Consider the following 1668-nt stretch of genomic DNA (forward strand, 5'->3'; position numbering starts at 1 on the left):
GAGAGCGACCCCACGCCGTATTTGCCCACGGTGGCAGCCGCCGTGTGGAGCAGCCACCAGATCACGCTGCGCTACGAGGGCTGGGCGCGCACGGCAGAGCGCACGGTGAGCCCGCTGGGTCTGGTGCTGAAAGCGGGCGTGTGGTACCTGGTGGCCTTGCCCACGGGAGCCGACACGCGCGGGCCCCGCACCTACCGGGTGTCGAACATCCTCGCGGCCACAACGCTGGACCAACCAGCCAGGCGCCCCGCACGCTTTGACCTGCCGGGCTACTGGGCCGCGTCGATCCGGCGTTTTGAGTCAGGCCTGTACACGGGCGAGGCCGCACTGCTGGCCACGCCCGAAGGGTTGCGCGGTCTGCGCGCGCTCAGCAGCGCCGTGGCCCGAGCGGTGGCCGCCGCCCCTCCGTCCCGCCGCAAGGACGGCCGCACGGCCGTGACCATCCCCATCGAGTCGGTGGAGCATGCCTGCGGGCAGCTGATGCGGTTGTCGCCGCAGGTGGAAGTGTTGCGGCCCATGGCATTGCGCCGCGCGCTGGTGACACGGGTGCAGGCCACGGCGCGACTGTATGGGCTGGCGGCGGGATGAGGCACGGGCAATATATGCTACGAATTAAATAGCAACAAGGGCATTGTTTGTGGTCGCTACCGGCCCATAGGACCATCGAAGCCTGTTCCAAGGCAGTTCTTGAGTGGACCCGGCGTGCGCGGCGCGCTCACAGCCCCCGTTCCACCATGTCCAGCAGGCGCTGGCCCAGCAGGTCCAGCATTTGCTGGGGCGTGCCGCGCAGCGGCCCGTCGATGGCCAGCAGCGCCATGCCATGCACGGTGGACCAGGCCAGGTATTCGGCGCCGGGGCGGCGCCCGGGCGGCAGGGCGCCCGCGGCCACCAGGTCGTCCAGTGCGGCGCTCAGGTGCTGGAAGGGGTTCAGCCCCGTGGCACCGCCCATGGCGGGGTCGGGGGTTTGTTGCACCGTGAAGCGGCCACCGAAGGCGGTGCGAAAGAGCCCCGTCTCGGTGTGCGCAAACCGCAGGTAGCCGGCGCCCACGGCGCGCACCTTGGCGTGGGCCTGCTCGGTGGGCGTGCCGGTGGTGGGCACAAGGGCCAGCTCGGCCTCCATGGACCGCGCGGCGGCGGCCACAGCAGCGGCGCGCACGGCGCCCAGCAGGTCGTCGCGGTTGGCGAAATGGCGGTAGGCCGCATTGGGCGCCACACCCGCGCGGCGTGTGGCCTCGCGCAGCACCACCGCATCCGGCCCGCCCTGGCGCGCCAGTTCGATGCCCGCGTCCAGCAGCGCACGGTGCAGATCCCCGTGGCGGTAGGTGGCGCGTGCGGCGGGTGCGCTGGAGGGGGCAGCTTTGTTGCGGGTGCTTACGGTCATGGATCGTTGGGATGTGGACACTGTCCATTATCTTTGTTATTGTTTGTGGACGGTGTTCACAATTGTGCGCCGAAACCCTTCCTGCCCCGTCCATGTTCCCCAGGAGACCCCCATGAAAGTCGAGCCCTACCTGATGTTCGAAGGCCGCTGCGATGAAGCGCTGGAGTTTTACCGCCACGCTTTGGGCGCCCAAGTCACCATGCTCATGCGCTACAAGGACAACCCCGAGCCCGCCGCCGGCGAGGGCTGCGCCGATGGCAGCGGCCCGGGCCCCACGCCCGAGATGG

The 1668-nt window shown here is 69.8% G+C and carries 2 protein-coding genes and 1 pseudogene; 2 read left to right on the forward strand and 1 reads right to left on the reverse strand.

All coding sequences use genetic code 11. From position 1 onward, the window contains the following. On the forward strand, positions 1 to 588 hold a 588-nt coding region (locus DBR23_RS30445), incomplete at its 5' end, for a YafY family protein (RefSeq protein ID WP_233250366.1). Between the two features lie 127 nt (positions 589 to 715). On the opposite strand, the gene DBR23_RS09545 is transcribed toward DBR23_RS30445, so the two are convergent. Next, entirely contained in the window at positions 716 to 1381 is a 666-nt protein-coding gene (locus tag DBR23_RS09545) for a TetR/AcrR family transcriptional regulator (RefSeq protein WP_056742934.1), read from the reverse strand. 112 nt (positions 1382 to 1493) lie between these two features. Between DBR23_RS09545 and DBR23_RS09550 the strand changes: the two are divergent. Next, positions 1494 to 1668 (forward strand): annotated as a pseudogene (locus DBR23_RS09550) (VOC family protein); the annotation flags it as partial.

Source organism: Acidovorax sp. HMWF018 (assembly GCF_003061035.1).
Classification (GTDB): domain Bacteria; phylum Pseudomonadota; class Gammaproteobacteria; order Burkholderiales; family Burkholderiaceae_C; genus Acidovorax; species Acidovorax delafieldii.